17 protein-coding genes and 1 pseudogene are annotated in these 17,325 nt (G+C 63.1%); 10 read left to right on the top strand and 8 right to left on the bottom strand.

Going from position 1 to position 17,325, the window contains the following annotated elements; genetic code table 11:
* Positions 1-39: 39 nt before the first annotated feature.
* The 4 genes from mutM to radC all read right to left on the bottom strand — a co-directional run bounded on the left by mutM (position 40) and on the right by radC (position 2,393).
* Positions 40-867, bottom strand: a complete 828-nt coding sequence (mutM, locus tag RVM27_RS11720; RefSeq protein ID WP_287808846.1) for a bifunctional DNA-formamidopyrimidine glycosylase/DNA-(apurinic or apyrimidinic site) lyase — start codon at positions 865-867, stop codon at positions 40-42.
* A 140-nt stretch (positions 868-1,007) separates the two neighbouring features.
* Entirely contained in the window at positions 1,008-1,163 is a 156-nt protein-coding gene (rpmG, locus tag RVM27_RS11715) for a 50S ribosomal protein L33 (protein WP_009098622.1), read from the bottom strand.
* A 38-nt stretch (positions 1,164-1,201) separates the two neighbouring features.
* Positions 1,202-1,438: a 50S ribosomal protein L28 gene (gene rpmB, locus RVM27_RS11710; protein WP_016915065.1), complete on the bottom strand. Its 237-nt coding sequence runs from the start codon at positions 1,436-1,438 to the stop codon at positions 1,202-1,204.
* Positions 1,439-1,718: 280 nt separating this feature from the next.
* A complete protein-coding gene (gene radC, locus RVM27_RS11705) occupies positions 1,719-2,393 on the bottom strand; it encodes a RadC family protein (RefSeq protein WP_227407084.1) in 675 nt (224 codons plus the stop codon).
* Between the two features lie 157 nt (positions 2,394-2,550).
* On the opposite strand from radC, the gene coaBC reads away from it, so the two are divergent.
* The 5 genes from coaBC to slmA all read left to right on the top strand — a co-directional run bounded on the left by coaBC (position 2,551) and on the right by slmA (position 7,368).
* The gene (coaBC, locus tag RVM27_RS11700; RefSeq protein ID WP_498939008.1) at positions 2,551-3,882 is read left to right on the top strand and encodes a bifunctional phosphopantothenoylcysteine decarboxylase/phosphopantothenate synthase; all 1,332 of its coding nucleotides are present in this window, start codon (positions 2,551-2,553) and stop codon (positions 3,880-3,882) included.
* Positions 3,879-4,334: a dUTP diphosphatase gene (gene dut / locus RVM27_RS11695; protein WP_081136753.1), complete on the top strand. Its 456-nt coding sequence runs from the start codon at positions 3,879-3,881 to the stop codon at positions 4,332-4,334. Before coaBC ends, dut begins: the two co-directional genes overlap by 4 nt.
* 33 nt (positions 4,335-4,367) lie before the next feature.
* Positions 4,368-5,756 (top strand): phosphomannomutase/phosphoglucomutase, encoded by a 1,389-nt coding sequence (locus RVM27_RS11690; RefSeq protein ID WP_498956652.1) that lies wholly within the window; start codon positions 4,368-4,370, stop codon positions 5,754-5,756.
* A gap of 82 nt (positions 5,757-5,838) precedes the next feature.
* Positions 5,839-6,738, top strand: coding sequence for an acetylglutamate kinase (gene argB, locus RVM27_RS11685; protein WP_193461738.1), 900 nt, complete (start codon positions 5,839-5,841; stop codon positions 6,736-6,738).
* 21 nt (positions 6,739-6,759) lie between these two features.
* Positions 6,760-7,368, top strand: coding sequence for a nucleoid occlusion factor SlmA (gene slmA / locus RVM27_RS11680; protein ID WP_287808849.1), 609 nt, complete (start codon positions 6,760-6,762; stop codon positions 7,366-7,368).
* A 153-nt stretch (positions 7,369-7,521) separates the two neighbouring features.
* Here slmA and RVM27_RS11675 read toward each other — a convergent pair whose 3' ends face one another.
* Both RVM27_RS11675 and RVM27_RS11670 read right to left on the bottom strand, forming a co-directional pair.
* Positions 7,522-8,115 (bottom strand): hypothetical protein, encoded by a 594-nt coding sequence (locus RVM27_RS11675; protein WP_498956651.1) that lies wholly within the window; start codon positions 8,113-8,115, stop codon positions 7,522-7,524.
* A gap of 109 nt (positions 8,116-8,224) precedes the next feature.
* Entirely contained in the window at positions 8,225-8,413 is a 189-nt protein-coding gene (locus RVM27_RS11670) for a UDP binding domain-containing protein (protein WP_498939014.1), read from the bottom strand.
* Between the two features lie 346 nt (positions 8,414-8,759).
* Between RVM27_RS11670 and RVM27_RS11665 the strand changes: the two genes are divergently transcribed.
* The 3 genes and pseudogenes from RVM27_RS11665 to RVM27_RS11655 all read left to right on the top strand — a co-directional run bounded on the left by RVM27_RS11665 (position 8,760) and on the right by RVM27_RS11655 (position 12,278).
* Positions 8,760-9,329, top strand: a complete 570-nt coding sequence (locus RVM27_RS11665; protein WP_498956650.1) for an Hsp20/alpha crystallin family protein — start codon at positions 8,760-8,762, stop codon at positions 9,327-9,329.
* A gap of 94 nt (positions 9,330-9,423) precedes the next feature.
* Positions 9,424-11,478: pseudogene (locus tag RVM27_RS11660) on the top strand (Clp protease N-terminal domain-containing protein); the annotation flags it as partial.
* A 104-nt stretch (positions 11,479-11,582) separates the two neighbouring features.
* The gene (locus RVM27_RS11655) at positions 11,583-12,278 is read left to right on the top strand and encodes an AAA family ATPase (RefSeq protein WP_498956649.1); all 696 of its coding nucleotides are present in this window, start codon (positions 11,583-11,585) and stop codon (positions 12,276-12,278) included.
* Between the two features lie 242 nt (positions 12,279-12,520).
* On the opposite strand, the gene RVM27_RS11650 is transcribed toward RVM27_RS11655, so the two are convergent.
* Entirely contained in the window at positions 12,521-12,706 is a 186-nt protein-coding gene (locus tag RVM27_RS11650; RefSeq protein WP_287808854.1) for a hypothetical protein, read from the bottom strand.
* Here RVM27_RS11650 and RVM27_RS11645 point away from each other — a divergent pair.
* Together RVM27_RS11645 and RVM27_RS11640 are read left to right on the top strand one after the other, a co-directional pair.
* The gene (locus RVM27_RS11645; protein WP_498957773.1) at positions 12,623-12,934 is read left to right on the top strand and encodes a PAS domain-containing protein; all 312 of its coding nucleotides are present in this window, start codon (positions 12,623-12,625) and stop codon (positions 12,932-12,934) included. The genes RVM27_RS11650 and RVM27_RS11645 overlap by 84 nt on opposite strands.
* A 116-nt stretch (positions 12,935-13,050) precedes the next feature.
* Positions 13,051-13,521, top strand: coding sequence for a phosphate-starvation-inducible PsiE family protein (locus tag RVM27_RS11640; RefSeq protein WP_287808855.1), 471 nt, complete (start codon positions 13,051-13,053; stop codon positions 13,519-13,521).
* Between the two features lie 130 nt (positions 13,522-13,651).
* Here the strand turns inward: RVM27_RS11640 and RVM27_RS11635 are convergent, their stop codons facing one another.
* A complete protein-coding gene (locus RVM27_RS11635; protein ID WP_498956648.1) occupies positions 13,652-17,200 on the bottom strand; it encodes a DEAD/DEAH box helicase in 3,549 nt (1,182 codons plus the stop codon).
* Positions 17,201-17,325: the final 125 nt, after the last annotated feature.

Here is a 17,325-nt window from a genome sequence, read left to right as displayed (position 1 = left end):
CTCCAGATAAACAAAACAGTTAGCCGCCCAGGGCGGCGCTCAGCGCTGGCAGCCGGGGCAGAATACGCTGGCCCGCTGCCCCAGGGTAATGCGCTTGAGTTCGCTGCCACAGCGCAGGCAAGGCTGGCCATGGCGACCGTAGACATTCAATTGCTGGGCAAAGTAGCCCGGCTCCCCCTGGCCGCTGACGAAATCGCGCAGCGTGGTGCCGCCCTGGGTAATGGCCGCCGCCAATACTTCCTTGACCGCCTGGGCCAGCGCTTCGTAGCGCGCCAGTGAAATGCGTCCGGCGGCCCGGCGCGGGTCGATGCCCGCCATGAACAGCGCCTCGGCGGCATAGATGTTGCCCGCTCCCACGACCACGCGGTTATCCATCAGGAAAGGCTTCACGGCGACGCGCTTGCCGCGCGACAGTGCGTGGAGCCATCGGCCCGTGAAGGCATCGTCGAGGGGTTCCGGGCCCAGATGTGCCAGCCGCGTATCGAACGGTGCATCGGCGTGCTGCCAATCGACGAAGCCAAAGCGGCGCGGGTCGTGATAGCGCAATATATGACCGCTGGCGGTGACGATATCCACATGGTCATGCTTTTTGGGCAGATCACCCAGCCGGGCAATCCGCAGGCTACCCGACATGCCCAGGTGCCACAGCAGCGTGGCGTGGCCGGTAGGCGTGGCCAGCGGGATCTGCAGGTATTTGGCGCGCCGGGCAAGCTCACCCACGCGAGCCCCGACCAGACGCTCGGCCAGATCATCCGGCACGGGAACGCGCAGGCGCGGCTGGCGTACCAGCACTTCGGTAATCTCCTGCCCTTCCAGGTAAGGCGCGATACCACGCCGCGTGGTTTCCACTTCAGGCAATTCGGGCATGATGAAAGCCTATGATGACAGCACAGTGACAGCGATGCTAACACGCGAAACGCGAACGTTAGACATGCAAAAACCCGGCTTGGGGCCGGGTTTTTCAACAGGCGCTCGCCTGCGGTGAAAGCCGATCATCGTAACCGAGGTTACTTGATCTTGGCTTCCTTGTAGATGACGTGCTTACGGACGACCGGGTCGTATTTCTTGAATTCGAACTTATCCGGGGTGTTCCGCTTGTTCTTGTCAGTGGTGTAGAAGTGGCCAGTACCGGCACTAGACACCAGCTTGATCTTATCGCGCATGGTTTAACTCTCCCAAAAATGCTGAGCCAGAAACTGGCTTAGATAGCGTCGCCGCGTTTGCGGATGTCGGCCAGAACCGAGTCGATACCTTTCTTGTCGATGATGCGCATGCCTTTAGAGGAAACGCGCAGCTTGACGAAGCGGTTTTCAGACTCCACCCAGAAGCGATGGGTGTGCAGGTTCGGCAAGAAACGACGACGAGTCTTGCGCTGGGAGTGAGAAACGTTATTACCAGTTACCGGACGCTTGCCGGTAACCTGACATACTTTGGACATGAGAGCCTCCAACCGCTTGGCGAGTTGTTCAAAACTGTCGGGCAAACCGGAGCAGGGAGGGAGTCGACGCAGTTAACCGCCTAGCTGTACCCAAATCCGTTATTCAACCCAAGTTCAAAGGTGGCACTTTATACCAGAGCACCCGGCCACCAGCAAGCGAAACCGCCCAAAAAGGCCAAAAAAGCACGTTTTTGGACAATTTTCGTCACGACAGCCGCAGCATCGAGCGGGCCAGCCTGCCTTTTCGATACTACTGGAGTGCCTGCGCATGAGCTGCCCGCTAGAGCCAGCCGCGCTCGGCAAAGGACACCACGTCTCCGTCTCCCACCACAAAATGATCCAGCACTCGCACGTCAAAGAGAGCAAGGGCATCTTTCAAGCGTTCGGTGATACGTCGATCAGCGTCGCTGGGCTCAGCCACACCCGAAGGGTGATTGTGGGCCAGGATGACAGCGCCAGCGTGGAGTTCCAACGCACGCTTGGCAACTTCGCGGGGGTAAACGGATGCGCTGTCTAGGGTACCGCGAAACAGGGATTCATAGCGAATGATTCGGTGCTGAGTATCCAAAAAAAGTACCGCAAACTCCTCATGCCCCAGGTGGCGCAGCTGCGAACTCAGGTAGTGGCGCACCAGGGCAGGCGAGGTCAACGCGTTGCCGCGTGCCAGCTGGCTGGCCAAATGTCGCCGCGATAGCTCCAGCGTGGCCTGCAACTGGGAAAACTTGGCATCGCCCAACCCACGGGCGGCACAAAACTGCTCTCTGTCTGCCTCCAGCAGCTGCCGCAACCCGCCAAAGCTCACCAGCAGGTCACGCGCCAGGTCTACTGCCGACCGCCCCTGGACCCCCACCCGCAAAAAAATCGCCAGCAGCTCGGCATCCGACAACGACTGCGCCCCCATGGTCAGCAGTTTTTCACGGGGTCGCTCGCCTTCTGGCCAATGATTGATGCCCATCCATACCCCCTGTCCATGCTACCCAGTCCCATGGCGTGTGGCCCACGCCCTCACCCTCACTATACCTAGCGTTATAACACTTCCACCGAGCATGCCAAAATAAACCGCCAAATGGTATGGTAAGCCTCCTTACGACCGTCATACGGGACCGCCTACCATGGCATCACTCTCGCACACCTCCGAGCCATCACTATCCGAGTCATCACTATCAGCGCCATCGTTGACCGCCCTGCTCGCAGGCAAGCGCGTACTGCTGGGCGTCAGCGCAGGCATTGCCGCGTATAAAAGCGCACTGATCGTGAGGCTGCTGAAGCAGGCCGGCTGTGAGGTGCGCGTGGTGATGACCGAGGGTGCTCAAGCCTTCATTACCCCCCTGACGCTGCAGGCCCTCTCTGGCGAGCCCGTGCGCACATCGCTGCTGGACCCCGAGGCAGAAGCCGGGATGGGGCACATCGAACTGGCCCGCTGGGCGGATGCCCTGCTGGTGGCCCCGGCCACGGCCGATGTGATGGCGCGTCTGGCACACGGCATGGCCGACGACCTGCTGACCACCCTGTGCCTTGCTTCGGAAGCGCCACGGCTGATGGCACCCGCCATGAACCAGGCCATGTGGCGCCATCCCGCCACGCAGCGTAACCAGGCACAGCTGGCCGCCGACGGCTGGCAGTTGATCGGCCCTGCCGCTGGCGAGCAGGCCTGTGGCGACGTTGGCCCAGGGCGTATGAGCGAACCCGAAGAGGTCTTCGCCGCCCTTCAACAGCACTTCGCCAAAGCAGCCAAGGTTGCGCCGCCCGCCCAGGGCGCAACGCGCCCTCACGTGGTGATCACCGCAGGCCCCACCCGTGAAGCCCTGGACCCGGTGCGCTACCTGTCCAACCACAGCTCGGGCAAGATGGGCTTCGCCCTGGCCGCCGCCGCCGTGGCGCAAGGGGCTCGCGTAACCCTGATCAGCGGCCCGGTCAATTTGCCCACCCCAGCCGGGGTCGAGCGCCAAAACGTGGAAACCGCCCGGGAGATGCACCAGGCCGCGCTGCAGTTGGCCCCCCAGGCTGCGCTGTTCATTGGCTGTGCCGCCGTGGCCGACTACCGCGCCGCCAGCGCCGCCGAACACAAGCTCAAGAAAACCGACGATCAGGACACGCTGACCCTGACGCTGGTGAAAAACCCGGACATCATTGCCGACGTGGCGGCCTTGCCCAACGGGCAACGCCCCTTCGTGGTCGGCTTTGCCGCCGAAACCCAGGAGGTCGAGCGCTACGCCCGCCACAAGCTCGACCGCAAGGGCCTGGACATGATCGTGGCCAACGACGTGGCCCAGCAAGGGCTGGGCTTTGGCAGCGACGACAACGCCGCCCTGCTGCTCTGGCGTACGTCTGGCGGCACGCAGCAGCACAGCGCGCCACCCCAACCCAAGACCTCGCTGGCCACCCTGATCGTGCAGCAGGCGCTCTCCCTGCTGCCTCACACTTCTCACGGAGCTTCCTCATGAACCGCCCTCGCCTACAGTGCAAGGTATTGGACGAGCGCTTGCGCGACTATCTGCCCTCTTACGCCACCGCTGGCTCGGCGGGCATGGACCTGCGCGCCCTGCTGGACGAACCGCTGACGCTGGCCCCAGGCGAATGCCAGCTGGTGCGTACCGGCCTGGCCATCTACATCGAAGACCCCAACCTTGCCGGCATGATCCTGCCGCGTTCGGGGCTGGGGCATAAGCACGGCATCGTGCTGGGCAACCTGGTGGGGCTGATCGACTCCGACTATCAGGGCGAATTGATGGTCTCGGTATGGAACCGCGGGCAGGCCAGCTTCACGGTCACGCCGTTCGAGCGTCTGGCACAATACGTGCTGGTGCCGGTGGTGCAGGCCGAACTGACCCTCGTCGACAGCTTCACCGATTCTACCCGTGGCAGTGGCGGCTTTGGCAGCACTGGCCGCCAGTAAGCACTCACTAGCGCGCTCTTTCAGGGATTGACCATGACCGTACCCGCTTCGATTTTTCGCGCCTACGATATTCGCGGCATCGTGGATGACACTCTCAGCGAAGCCACCGCCGAGCTGATTGGCCGGGCAGTGGGCTCGGAGGCCGCCGCCCGCGGTGAACACACCGTGATCGTCGCACGGGACGGCAGAGTCTCGGGGCCACGCCTGCAGGCGGCGCTCATCAAAGGACTCCAGGCCGCCGGGCGCGATGTGATCGACCTTGGCATGGTGCCTACGCCAGTGCTCTACTTTGCCACACACACCCTGCCCGAGAGCTGCTCGGGAGTAATGCTGACCGGCAGCCACAACCCGCCCGACTACAATGGCTTCAAGATCGTGCTGGCCGGAGAAACCCTGGCCAGCGAAGCGATCACCGCCCTGTACGAACGCATTCAGTCAGGCGACTTCACCGCGGGCCATGGCCGTGTGCACGCCCACGACCTGCGGGCCACGTACCTGGCGCGGATTCTTGAGGATGTGCAGCTCGCAAGGCCGCTCAGTGCGGTGGTGGATTGCGGCAACGGCGTGGCGGGCGAACTTGGCCCTCAGCTGGTCGAACGGTTGGGGGTGGCCACCACGGCGCTGTTCGCCGAGATCGATGGCCGCTTCCCCAACCACCACCCCGACCCCGGCAAACCGGAGAACCTGCAGGACCTGATGCGCAAAGTGCAGCAGGCAGGTGCAGACATCGGCCTGGCCTTCGACGGCGACGGCGACCGCCTGGGCGTGGTCACGCCGCGCGGGCGAATGATCTTTCCCGACCACCTGATGATGCTGTTCGCCACCGACATGCTCTCCCGCAACCCTGGTGCCAAAGTGGTGTTCGACATCAAGTGTACCGGGCACCTGGCACGGGTGGTGAGCGAGGCAGGCGGCGAGCCGGAAATGTGGCGCACCGGCCACTCGCTCATCAAGGCGCGCATGAAGGAAACCGGCGCCTTGCTGGGGGGCGAGATGAGCGGTCACATCTTCTTCAAGGAACGCTGGTACGGTTTCGATGACGGCCTGTATGCTGCCGCCCGGCTACTGGAAATACTGGCCCGCTACCCAGGCGATGCGGATGCCTTCTTCGACCAGTTTCCCCAGGCTGTGAGCACGCCCGAAATCAACATCACCGTGGCGGATGACGACAAATTTGCCATGGTCGAGACGCTTGCCAGAGAGGGCGACTTCGGCGAAGGTATCAAAACCACGCTGGATGGTATTCGCGTTGACTACCCCGATGGCTGGGGATTGTGCCGAGCGTCCAACACGACGCCCGCGCTGGTGCTGCGCTTCGAGGGGGAAGACAGCGCGGCCCTGGAACGGATACGCGAGCGCTTCGCACGCGCCCTGCAAGGTGTTTCACCTACGTTGACGATACCAGATACCCCCATCACATGATCATGCCGCGAAGCGCACACCACCCGCGCTACGATGAAGCAGACATTAAAAGCAGATATTACTAGAGCAAAGGGACAATCTCATGAGTTCAGCTAGCCGCGACCCCAAGGTCGTTGTAGAGGTGCTATCCGAAGCCCTTCCCTACATTCAGCAGTTTTCCGGCAAGACCGTGGTCGTGAAGTACGGCGGCAACGCCATGACCGAAGACACGCTGATCGACTCCTTTGCTCGTAACATCGTGCTGATGAAAGAAGTCGGCATCAACCCTGTGGTGGTGCACGGCGGCGGCCCGCAAATTGGCAGCCTGCTGGAAAAGCTCAATATCGAATCGCGCTTCGTCAACGGCATGCGGGTCACCGACTCTCAAACCATGGACGTGGTGGAAATGGTGCTGGGTGGCCTGGTCAACAAGAGCATCGTCAACCTGATCAACCAGAGCGGCGGCAAGGCAATTGGCCTGACCGGCAAGGATGGCGCCCAGATTCGCGCCCGCCAGTTGAAGGTGGAGCATCAAAGCCCGGAAATGACCGCCCCGGAGATCATCGACATCGGCCACGTGGGGGAAGTGGAAGCGATCTCCACCGACCTGATCGAGATGCTCGCAGCCCGCGACTTCATTCCGGTCATCGCCCCTATCGGCGTGGACGCCAAAGGCAACAGCTACAACATCAACGCCGACCTGGTGGCCGGTAAGCTGGCGGAAGCGCTGAATGCCGAAAAGCTGATGCTGCTGACCAACGTGGCGGGCCTGATGAACAGCGAAGGCCAGGTCATGACCGGCCTGACCACGGCCCAGGTAGATGCCCTGATTGCCGATGGCACCATCTACGGCGGCATGCTGCCGAAGATTCGCTGCGCCCTGGACGCCGTCAAGGGAGGCGTCAACAGCGCCCACATCATCGATGGCCGGGTGCCGCATGCCGTGCTGCTGGAAATTTTCACCAACGCTGGGGTAGGCACCCTGATCACCAACGCAGGCTAACTGCGACGGAGGGCAAGAGTCATGAGTGACGACCGCAAGCCTCGCCGTCGCGAGCAAATACTGCAGGCCTTGGCCATCATGCTGGAAGAGGACAGCGGCAAGCGGATCACCACCGCCGCCCTGGCCCGCCAGGTGGGGGTTTCCGAAGCGGCGCTGTACCGCCACTTCCCCAGCAAGGCGCGCATGTTCGAAGGCTTGATCGACTTCATCGAAGAGAGCATCTTCGCGCGCATTACGCGGATACTGGAAGACATTCCAGACGCCACCACCCGCTGCAGCACGATACTCTCACTGCTGCTGGGCTTTGCCGAAAAGAACCCCGGCCTGGCCCGGGTACTGGGCGGCGACGTACTCACCGGCGAAACGGCACGCCTGCGCCTGCGCGTTCACCAGCTGTTCGAACGTTTGGAGACCCAGCTGAAACAAATCCTCCGCGAAGCCGAGCTGCGTGAAGGGTTGCGCCCCAGCATTCCCGCCTCCGCCGCTGCCAACCTGCTGATCGCGCAAGCCGAAGGGCGCATCGCCCAGTACGTGCGCAGCGACTTCAAACGGCTGCCCACCGAGTACTGGGAAGACCAGTGGGAACTGCTTTCCAGCCAACTGCTGCAACCCAGCCCACAGCTCGCCTGACTACGGGCGCGCTTCATACACATACAGCCTGCACATACAGCCTACGCATACAACGCACACGCCCCCAGGGGTAGCCATCCGCTACCCCTGGGGGCGTGTGTCGTGGTGGTTGCCATGCCTCAGCTACACTGGGCCAGGCATCGCCACGAAGCGTTATACCCTCGCCTGCCCTTGAATCACCGCCTCGAACCCAGCGGGGGTAATCGGTTGCTTCTCGGCATCCAACGCGGTGCCCCCCAACTTGGCCAGTTTTTTGGAAAGCGACACCAGCTTGGCCAGCTGCAGCTTGCTGGGAGCCAGCATGCGCTGGGTCTTGGCAATCTTGATGCTGACACCCTTCACCGGCGGATGACCGGCCTGGGATTCGGTCAAGGGTGGCAACTGGCCCGACCCCAGCGCGTTTTCGATCAGAATCGGCGTGCGAGAAGAATCCCCCGCCACGGCAAAGGTCCTGGTGCGCTGTTCATACACCGCACCTGCCGAACTCAATACCGCACTCAAGCGGTCGTTCAGTGCAGGCGACGGCTCCTCGAACAGCACCTTTACCTCCCAGGCCGCACTTTCCTCATTCAGCAAGGCCGGGCCTTCTGGCACCACGACGGGCGGTGCCCCGCCCAACGCCCCTGCTGCCACCGGCACCGCGCTTGCCCGCCGTGCCAGCATCATGTACCCCGCCACACACCCGCAAGTCACGCTCAACCAAAGCGCACCAATCGCCACCACCAATACCAACGTTTGGGTATCCATCGCCCTGTTCTCGTTTTGTTAGCCAAGCACCAAACTGCTTACCAGAACAGACCATAGTTCAGGGCAGGCGGTTTGCAAGCTAACATTTGGTCTAGGGGTGGCGTTTATTTCAAGGAAAGAGCAGGCCTGCCCGCTTAACCAACTCAGGCACGTAGAGGTGACGGCCATCCACCACAATGGGGTAACGCAGGGTGTTTTTCAGCCACTGAAAATCGACCGCTCGGAACTCCTTCCATTCGGTGCAGATCACCAGCGCATCGGCGCCTTGCAGCGCCTCCATCGCGGTGGCAGCCAACATTTGTTTCCTGGTTGCTTACGATTGACTCACATCAATCGCCCAGCAGATCGCGGGATGTTGATTCTTGACTTTCTGCATGTTAGGCACCATACCTAGCAAGGTCTTGAAGAAAATCCTCGATTGAGGCTGTACGAAGGCGGAAATTGTGGGGGGCATGGCGGTTTCGTCAAAGTGAAATCGATCAATGGATCAATGATCAGACCCAAGCAGGCAGAAAGAAGGAGGTGATACGGGCAGATGAGCAGCCGAAGTCAGCGAAACATCCCGTGTTGCCTGGGAGCGCTATCCATAGCCGCAGGCAAACGGAGTGAGCGAGATTCTTCAACTTTTCTTCTGGAGGTGTGACATGGACATTGATTTCAAGAAGTTGGCTCCCTGGAACTGGTTTAAGAAAGAGCAGGAAGAACAACAGAGCGCTGCCTCGCTGCCCGTGCAGCGCAATGACCTGCCGGTGGCAGGCGGTCCCGCCAGTCCCATCCTGCAATTGCATCGCGAGATCGACCGCCTCTTTGACGGTGCGTTTCGAGGCTTCGGTTTTCCGGCGCAGGCCATGCCGCAATGGCCGTCGGACTGGCCGGGCATGCTGAAGCCGGTAGTTGACATCCAGGAAACCGACAAGCAGTACAAGATTTCCTTGGAGGTTCCCGGCGTCGAGGAAAAGGACATTCAGATCACGCTCGACAACGACGTGCTGATGGTACGGGGCGAGAAGCACCAGGAGCAGGAAAAGAAGGAGGGTGGCTTCCATCGCGTCGAACGCTCCTACGGCAGTTTCCAGCGTGTCCTGAACCTGCCTGACAACGCCAACCAGGAATCGATCAAGGCCGCATTCAAGAACGGCGTGCTCACGATCACGATGGAAAAGCGCGAGGCCAGTGCGCCCAAGCAGGGCCGCTCGATCCCGATCAACGGCTGACGCCGATCGGCTCTTCCTCCGAAAAAACCAGGTGAATGGCGAGGCGCCGTGACCTTCGGCGCCTCGTCAGATCAATCTTTACAGGAGCATCAGCATGGCCAGAAAACAATGCCAAGTCTGCGGTCAGCCCGCCACGGCGCGGGTGGAAGCCAATCTCAATGGTCGCCACAGCACCATGCTGTTGTGTGACGATCACTATCGCCAACTGGTGCGCCAGCAAAAGCGCACCGTCTCACCCCTGGAAGCGTTGTTCGGCTCACGTAGCGGCCTGTTCGAAGACTTTCTCGGCAGCGACTTCTTCCGCATCGGTGACACCGCATCGTCCATGGCGGCCGATACCGACGAGGTGGTCGATGCCTCGCTCGGCGAACCCGCCCCGGCTGCTACGGGTACAACGCGCCGGCGCGGCAGTGGGCTCGCCAGCCGCATCAGCGAACAGTCCGAGGCTTTGTTGCAGGAGGCCGCCAAACATGCCGCCGAATTTGGCCGCCCCGAAGTCGATACCGAACACCTGCTGTTGGCGCTCGCCGGCAGCGACGTGGTGAAAACCATCCTGGGGCAGTTCAAGATCCAGGTCGATGACCTCAAGCGACAGATCGAATCCGAAGCCAAGCGTGGCGAGAAGCCGTTCGAGGGCGAAGTCGGCGTGTCGCCCCGGGTCAAGGACGCGCTCAGCCGCGCTTTCGTGGCCTCCAACGAACTCGGCCACTCTTATGTCGGCCCTGAGCATTTCCTGATCGGGCTGGCCGAGGAAGGCGAAGGTTTGGCGGCCAACCTGCTGCGCCGTTACGGCCTCACGCCGCAAGCACTGCGCCAGCAGGTAAGCAAGGTGGTCGGCAAAGGGGCCGAGGATGGCCGCGCCGAGGCGCCGACCAACACGCCCGAGCTGGATAAATACTCGCGCGACCTCACCAAGATGGCACGCGAGGGCAAACTCGATCCGGTCATCGGCCGTGCGCAGGAGATCGAGACCACCATCGAGGTGCTGGCCCGGCGCAAGAAAAACAACCCGGTGTTGATCGGTGAGCCCGGCGTCGGCAAGACCGCCATTGTCGAAGGACTGGCGCAGCAGATGGTCGCCGGCGAAGTGCCCGAGACGCTGCGCGACAAGCGCCTGGTGGAACTCAACATCAACGCCATGGTGGCCGGCGCCAAGTACCGCGGCGAGTTCGAGGAGCGCGTGCAGAAGGTGCTCAAGGAAGTGACCGAGCACCAGGGTGAGATGATTCTCTTCATCGACGAGGTGCACACCATCGTCGGTGCAGGCCAGGGTGGCGGCGAAGGCGGGCTGGACGTGGCCAACGTGTTCAAGCCGATGATGGCGCGCGGCGAGCTGAACCTGATCGGCGCCACCACGCTCAACGAGTATCAGAAGTACATCGAGAAGGACGCCGCGCTGGAGCGTCGCTTCCAGCCGGTGATGGTGCCCGAGCCGACGGTAGCGCAGACCATGATGATCCTGCGCGGCCTGCGCGACACCTTCGAGGCGCACCACAAGGTCAGCATCACCGAGGATGCGATCATCGCCGCCGCCGAGTTGTCGGACCGTTACATCACCGCGCGCTTTTTGCCCGACAAGGCCATCGACCTGCTCGACCAGGCGGCCGCACGCGTGAAGCTGTCGGCCACGGCCCGCCCGGTGGCGGTGCAAGAGCTGGAGTCCGAACTGCACCAGCTGCGGCGTGAGCAGGACTATATGGCCTCGCGCAAGCAGTACGACAAGGCCGCCGAGCTGGGCAAGCGCATCGAGGCCAAGGAGACTGAACTCAAGCAGCTCGTCGAGGAATGGGAACGCGAGCGCGCCTCGGGCAGCGCCGAAGTCAAGGCCGAGCATGTCGCGCAGATCGTCTCGCGCCTGACCGGCATTCCGGTCAACGAGCTGACGGTGGAAGAGCGCGAGAAGCTGCTGCATCTGGAGCAGCGGCTGCACGAGCGCCTGGTGGGCCAGGACGAAGCGGTGCGCGCGGTGGCCGATGCCGTGCGGTTGTCGCGCGCGGGCCTGTGCGAGGGCAGCAAGCCGGTGGCGACTTTCCTGTTCCTCGGATCGACCGGCGTGGGCAAGACCGAGCTCGCCAAGGCGCTGGCCGAGTCGATCTATGGCGATGAAGGTGCGCTACTGCGCATCGACATGTCCGAGTACGGTGAACGCCATGCCGTGGCACGCCTGGTGGGCGCGCCTCCGGGCTATGTGGGCTATGACGAGGGGGGGGGCAGCTCACCGAGAAGGTGCGGCGCAAACCCTACAGCGTGTTGTTGCTCGATGAGATCGAAAAAGCGCACCCCGACGTCTACAACATCCTGCTGCAGGTATTCGACGACGGGCGGCTCACCGACGGCAAGGGCCGGGTGGTGGATTTCACCAATACCATCATCATCGCCACCTCGAACTTGGGCTCGGACATCATCCAGCGTCGGCTGAAGGCCCGTGGCGCCGCCGGCGAGGAATACGAGAAGACCAAGTCCGAGGTGATGGACGTGCTGCGCGGACACTTCCGCCCCGAGTTCCTCAACCGTATCGACGAGATCATCGTCTTCCATGCGCTGGGCAAGGAGGAGATCCGCCATATCGTCGGCCTGCAGCTCGATCGTGTGGCCCGTAACGCCGCCAGCCAGGGCGTGACGTTGACTTTCGACCAGACCTTGATCGACCACTTCGCGGAGGAAGGCTACAAACCCGAGTTCGGCGCGCGCGAGCTCAAGCGGCTGATCCGCAGCGAGCTGGAGACGGCACTGGCGCGCGAGATGCTGGGTGGCGGTATCGGCAAGGGTGATCACGCCAACGCCCGCTGGGACGACAAGGCCGAACGGGTGGTCTTCGAGCGCCAGGAGCCACCCGCGAAGCCGGCTGAGCCTGAAAAGCCCGATGCCGCGAACGTGGCCGAGGCGCCGCCGAGCGACGCGAGCAAGCCTGCGCGCAAGAAGAAGAAGTCAGCGGACGGCGAATCTTGAGCGATGGGAGGCTGTCGTGTCCGACCCAACGGGCTGACATGGGCAGCCACCCTCGTGTCGCTGGCGGTCGCTATCCCACCGCTTGCCGGTCTGGCCCACCTGGTGGGACGCGCCACCGGCCAGTGGATGCATAGCGACCCCAGCCACACAATCTTTGACGAAATGCGCTCCGAGTTGCAGAAGCTTTGGAACCTCTGTTTCACCCCTAAGGAGCGTCACCTTTGAACGAGACGCCTCAAATCTCAGCCCGACACGGCAACCAGATTAACCAGAATGCCCTTTCTGGCAGTTGGCATCTCAATCTTGGCTCGCAACTCCTCACTTGCTCCGATGAAGCCTGCCGCGTGCTCGGCCTGGATGTTGGTGCGCCAATAGCCTTCGAGCGATTCCTGCAGTGCATTCACCCTGAAGACCGCGACCGTGTGCATGAAACCATGCAGGCGTCGGGGCAGTCACTCGCGCTTTGGCATGACGAGTACCGAGTGCAGTTTCCAGACGGTCGGGAGATCTGGGTCAGACACCTCGTCTGCTCGAGTCCGATCGCTATGACGATGAGTTCTATCAGACCGTTTGGCAGGCTCTGCTTGAGCACGACTACTGGCACGGAGAGCTCTGGTGCCGACGCAAGAACGGCAGTCAGTTTGCCGCGCTGCTGACGATCAGTGCAGTCCCGGATATGCGGGGCAAAGGGTGGACGTGCAAGAGGCTGATCGAGTCGTCTTCTCGCACTCCCCGTTCCATTAACGTTTCATTGAAAGAGAGAGCAACGCTTATGCATAAAGAACCTGGCCACACGACCCTTGACGAGATGCGCTCCCAGTGGCGGTTGATGACGTTTTACGAGCGCTTCGAGCAGGTTGTCGCCCTCGTTCTGTCGGCGGTCATTGCCGTCATCATCGTGGTGTCGCTGATTCAGTTGATTCGGCTCGTCTTCACGCTACTCGTCATGGATGCACTGAATCCAACGGATCATGAGGCTTTTCAGCTGGTATTCGGTGCCACCATGACGCTGCTGATCGCGATGGAATTCAAGCATTCGATCGTCAAAGTGGCGCTGCGTAAGGAAAGCATCATCCAGGTCAAGACCGTCATTCTGATCGCGATTCTGGCACTGGCCCGCAAGTTCATCATCCTTGACCCCGACATTGATCCTGCCAAACTGGCCGCCCTGGCGGGGACGATACTGGCCTTGGGCCTGACCTATTGGCTCATGCGTGAACGCGACGACCGGATGAGCGAGTGATTGGACCATGGCTCTTTATTGTCAACTACTTTGGCCGCTTGGCGATAATTAAAATGGCCGGTTGGGTGGGGTAGTTGTCGGCCACAAACTGCCTGATGGGACATTTGTGGCCGCCTATGAGAGATGGTATCTAAACCACCGGGGCAAAGAGCAGCGCCAGATCCTCCTCGTCGAACAGCGGGCCGTCGCTCTTGTGCTCGGCGCCACCCTCAAGGATCGAGGCGGCGAGATCGGCCTTGCGCGCCTGCAGGTCGAGGATGCGCTCCTCCACGGTGCCGGCGCATACCAGCTTATAGACGAACACCGGGTTCTGCTGGCCCATGCGGTGGGCGCGGCCGGTGGCCTGGGCCTCCACCGCCGGATTCCACCAGGGATCGTAGTGGATCACGGTGTCCGCGGCGGTGAGGTTCAGGCCCGTACCGCCGGCCTTGAGGCTGATCAGAAATACCGGGATCTCGCCCTGCTGAAACAGCGCCACCCGCTGCGTGCGGGTCTTGCCCGGCGTGTCGCCGGTCAGGGTGGTGAAGGGGATGCCGTCCTTCTCCAGGGCCTCACCGATCAGCGTGAGCATCTCGGTGAACTGGGAGAAGATCAGGATGCGCCTCCCCTCCTCCACCAAGGGCCCCACCAGTTCGCGCAGTTGCTCCAGCTTGGCCGAGCGCTTGGTCTTGCGCACACTCTCCAGTTTGACCAGCCGCGGGTCGCAGCACACCTGGCGCAGCTTGAGCAGCGCATCGAGCATCACGATGCCGGAAGCGGCCAGGCCACGCTCGGCCACCGCCTGCTGCACCCGCTGGTGCTGGGCCAGGCGCAGGCTCTCGTAGAGCTCGCGCTGGGCGCCGCTCAGGGTAACCTCACGACGGGTCTCGGTCTTCTCCGGCAGCTCGGCGAGTACCTGCTGCTTGGTCCGGCGCAGCATCAGCGGGGCGATGCGCCGGGAGAGGTGCTTTCGCAGGTCGACGTCGCCCTCTTTCTCGATGGGGGTGCGAAAGCGCTGACCGAACCACTGCTGGCTGCCCAGGGCGCCCGGGGCCACCGCATCGAGCTGCGCCCACAGCTCACCCAGGTGGTTCTCCAGTGGCGTGCCGGTCATGGCGATGGCGCGGGCCACATTGAGCTCGCGCACCGCCCGCGCGGTCTGGCTGGCGGCGTTCTTGATCGCCTGGGCCTCGTCCAGCACCAGCAGGCCGAAGTCGTGCTCGCGCAGGCGTTCGAGATCGCGGATCAGCAACGCATAGGTGGTCACCGCGAGGTCGGCACCGGGAAGCGCCTCCTCGAACTGGCGCTCGCGCTGAGCCCTCCCCCCCTGCAGGGCGACGACGTTGAGCTCGGGGGCGAAGCGTTCAGCCTCAGCGCACCAGTTGCCCACCAGGCTGGTGGGCGCCACCACCAGGGTCGGGCCGGTCAGCGCCCCGCGGGCGCGCTCATCGAGCACATGCGCCAATACCTGGACGGTCTTGCCCAGGCCCATATCGTCGGCCAGGATGCCGCCGGAGCCCAGCTCGGAGAGAAAGCGCATCCAGGCGATGCCTCGGGCCTGGTAGTCACGCAGCTCGCCAACAAAGCCCGACGGTACCGGCAGGCTGGCGGGCAGCTCGCGCAGGCGCCGGGCCAGTTTGGTCACGTCGTCTCGCCCCGCCCAGCGCTCGTGCTCGGCCAGGGGCGCCACCTTCTCGGCGGCAGTGCTCGGCAGGCGCACCGCCGCCTCGGGGTCGCTCTCATCATTCAACCAGTCGAGGATGGGCGCCATCAGCGAGCGCAGGCGCGAGAGCGGCATCACCAGGCGGCGATTCTCCGGCAGGGCCAGCGTCCAGCTGGCGTCCTCTGGTTCATCAGCGGCCGGCTCCAGCGGAAAGCCGGGATCCCGAAACAGGCGGCGCAGGATCGGCAGCAGGTTGAGGCGTTCGCCCTCCACCTCGATATCCAGCGCCAGGTCGAACCAGCCGTTGCCGGCCGGCTCCAGCTCGCCGTACCAATCGTCCGGCTCCACATAGGTGGGTTCTTCGGGAAAGTCATCGCTGAAGTGAACCAGGCAACCCGCCTGGCGCAGCCGGGCGATCATCTCCCACCACTCATCGGGGCCGGCCAGGTGGGTCGACCATTCGAGGATCGTGGCCGGAGGACCCTCGGCATTCGGCAGCAGCAGCGACCAGTCAGGCAGCTTCAGATAAGCCGGCACCAGCTCGGCCTCGCGCAGCAGCTCCAGGGTGATCATGCCCGATGGCAGCCCGCGCACCAGCGCCAACTCCGCCTCGGCATCGCGCTTGATCCTGAGTCGCTGGCCATCACGGTACCCCTGCACCCAGTCGCCAGGCTCCGGGACCACCTCGATACCGGCATAGTCAAGCCCCACCACCGCCGCACCGACTTCCACCCAGCGCGGCAGAGGTGCACCGTCACGAAAGCCCAGCTGACCTGCGGCTACCTGCATGGTGACCTTGAGCCGCGGCGCCACATCATCCAGCTGGCGCTCCTCGACCTGATGCGGCGCCGGCAATGTCTCGGCCAGTGCCGGCGCCTCACCCAGGCGCTCACTCAACCAGCCACTCATCTCGGGGGGTAGCGGCGGCGCCTGCGCCACCCTTTTAAGCCACTCGGGACTACCGGCCAGGCGGCCGAACAAGCCCTGCTCAACGTCCAGGTAGCACAACTCGCGCCCACTACGCAGCACAAGCGCCGTTTGCGAGAGCAATCCTTCTGGCTGCGTATCCAGCGCCAGATGCTGTACCCCCTCTTCATCCGCCTGCCAGCGAGGCGCCAGCTGCCCGGCAGGGCCCAGTTCAAGAACGGGGCCCGTCTGCTTTTCATGGAACAGCAGTGGGGGCTCATCGCCTTCAAGCAGATTCCACAGCGCCCGCCCCTGCAGTGGCTGGTCGATGACCGCCGCACGGCGCATCTGACCTGACACCAAAGTGGACTCCTGAGGGCCGTGCAAAAGCAGTGTCAGGGCCTCCTCCTGGGCCGCAGGCCAACCACCCTCGGGCACTGGCACCAGGTCGGAGGCCGCCTCGATGATCCGTGGCGCCACCCACCCCGAGTGGCGACGGCTCTGGCGCGACGGACGCACCCACACCGGCACCACCCGCAGCACCGGCTCACGATAGCCACCGGGCGCGCTCAGAAACAGGGCGAGGCGATACTCGTCGCCGACGCGCCGCCCTTCTGGCTCCTCCTGCAAGGCAGGCCGACCCGCCCGCTTCAGCCACGCTTCCCAGTCGCGCTTCAGGCGCTCGCGCTTGGCCGACGCCAGTTCGGCCGACGACGAGCGCTTGGCAAGCGGCGGCGCAGGGGGCGAACCGGGAGACGGCTCAGGGCTTTGCTCCTGCAAGGTGCTCTCCCCTTCAGCCACCTGGCCCATGAACGTCTCGATCAGCGCCACCGCATGCTTGCAGCGAACACCGACCGGGCAGTTGCAAAGGGTAAAGAGCCCTTTCTCGAGCCCCCTTGGGTCAAGGTAAACCCGGGTCATGTAGGCCTGCTTGCGGCTACCGGCAACGCGCCCGAAGATTCCCAGCATGTCACTGCCGACCTGCAGGTTGAACCCATCATGCACACGCCCCTTGTGGGCATAGCCCAACCCACGCGATAGGGTGGCGGCATCAAAGGCAGTCGGCCAATCCACTTCCATCAGAGCCAAGTACAGATCCAGGGCAGGGTCTTCAGGATAACGCTCCGACATATTGGCTCCTTGAGGTCGATATTACGGGGAACATAATGCTACCACGACCCCCCACGCTCATCGTTGCCGCGCCTCCTTCACCTCGAAGGCCACGACCTGGCGCTGCTCCTTCGAGACCACCACAG

The organism is Halomonas sp. KM007, from assembly GCF_050709225.1.
Classification (GTDB): Bacteria; Pseudomonadota; Gammaproteobacteria; order Pseudomonadales; family Halomonadaceae; genus Vreelandella; species Vreelandella hamiltonii.
Note: the sequence above shows the minus strand (reverse complement) of the source record. Positions and strands in the feature narration are given on the sequence as shown.

Bases quoted from the DNA above. Each gene is read 5' to 3' on its own strand.
- RVM27_RS11670 (WP_498939014.1), bottom strand. From the start codon at position 8,413: ATGTTGGCTGCCACCGCGATGGAGGCGCTGCAAGGCGCCGATGCGCTG.
- mutM (WP_287808846.1), bottom strand. From the start codon at position 867: ATGCCCGAATTGCCTGAAGTGGAAACCACGCGGCGTGGTATCGCGCCT.
- rpmB (WP_016915065.1), bottom strand. From the start codon at position 1,438: ATGTCCAAAGTATGTCAGGTTACCGGCAAGCGTCCGGTAACTGGTAAT.
- radC (WP_227407084.1), bottom strand. From the start codon at position 2,393: ATGGGCATCAATCATTGGCCAGAAGGCGAGCGACCCCGTGAAAAACTG.
- RVM27_RS11640 (WP_287808855.1), top strand. From the start codon at position 13,051: ATGCATAAAGAACCTGGCCACACGACCCTTGACGAGATGCGCTCCCAG.
- dut (WP_081136753.1), top strand. From the start codon at position 3,879: ATGAACCGCCCTCGCCTACAGTGCAAGGTATTGGACGAGCGCTTGCGC.
- RVM27_RS11650 (WP_287808854.1), bottom strand. From the start codon at position 12,706: ATGCACACGGTCGCGGTCTTCAGGGTGAATGCACTGCAGGAATCGCTC.
- RVM27_RS11675 (WP_498956651.1), bottom strand. From the start codon at position 8,115: ATGGATACCCAAACGTTGGTATTGGTGGTGGCGATTGGTGCGCTTTGG.
- argB (WP_193461738.1), top strand. From the start codon at position 5,839: ATGAGTTCAGCTAGCCGCGACCCCAAGGTCGTTGTAGAGGTGCTATCC.
- RVM27_RS11635 (WP_498956648.1), bottom strand. From the start codon at position 17,200: ATGTCGGAGCGTTATCCTGAAGACCCTGCCCTGGATCTGTACTTGGCT.
- coaBC (WP_498939008.1), top strand. From the start codon at position 2,551: ATGGCATCACTCTCGCACACCTCCGAGCCATCACTATCCGAGTCATCA.
- RVM27_RS11665 (WP_498956650.1), top strand. From the start codon at position 8,760: ATGGACATTGATTTCAAGAAGTTGGCTCCCTGGAACTGGTTTAAGAAA.
- RVM27_RS11690 (WP_498956652.1), top strand. From the start codon at position 4,368: ATGACCGTACCCGCTTCGATTTTTCGCGCCTACGATATTCGCGGCATC.
- slmA (WP_287808849.1), top strand. From the start codon at position 6,760: ATGAGTGACGACCGCAAGCCTCGCCGTCGCGAGCAAATACTGCAGGCC.
- rpmG (WP_009098622.1), bottom strand. From the start codon at position 1,163: ATGCGCGATAAGATCAAGCTGGTGTCTAGTGCCGGTACTGGCCACTTC.